Origin of the sequence: Corallococcus sp. AB038B, from assembly GCF_003668955.1 — a bacterium.
GTDB classification, from domain to species: Bacteria; Myxococcota; Myxococcia; order Myxococcales; family Myxococcaceae; genus Corallococcus; species Corallococcus exiguus.
The window spans coordinates 1-390 of the sequence record NZ_RAWO01000350.1 but is presented as its reverse complement, the minus strand read 5'-3'; the positions used below and the strand labels follow the sequence as shown (position 1 = coordinate 390).

The following is a 390-nucleotide window of genomic DNA, read 5'->3' as shown; positions in this document are numbered from 1 at the left end:
TGGAGCAGGGACGCCACCGCGCGACAGGTGGCCCGCTCCTCGTGGGGGACGGGATAGCCCAGCGTGACGAAGGTGACGTGTGCCCGGGTCTGCTGCACCACGGGGTACTGCGCGCTCTGCATGGCGGGCGCGACGGCCTCCTCCGGGAGCGCGGGCGGCAGGCGGTAGGCCTCCTCCACGAGGGCTCGTGCCTGCTCGACGCTCACGGCGCCGGTGAAGACGAGTGACACGTTGGAGGTGACGTAGTTGCGCGCGTAGTACTCCTGGAGGTCCTCGCGGGTGATGCGCGCTCGGGTGGCGGGCGTGCCGATGAGGGCGCCTTCGAGGGTGATGTCCTGGAACATCGCCTCCTCCACCTGGCTTGCCAGGCTCTGCCGCGAGAAGTGATAG

At 70.0% G+C, this 390-nt stretch carries 1 protein-coding gene; it reads right to left on the bottom strand.

Going from position 1 to position 390, the window contains the following annotated elements; translation table 11 throughout:
• The coding region (locus tag D7Y04_RS43535; protein WP_147477389.1) for an insulinase family protein at positions 1-390 on the bottom strand (390 nt) is incomplete at both ends.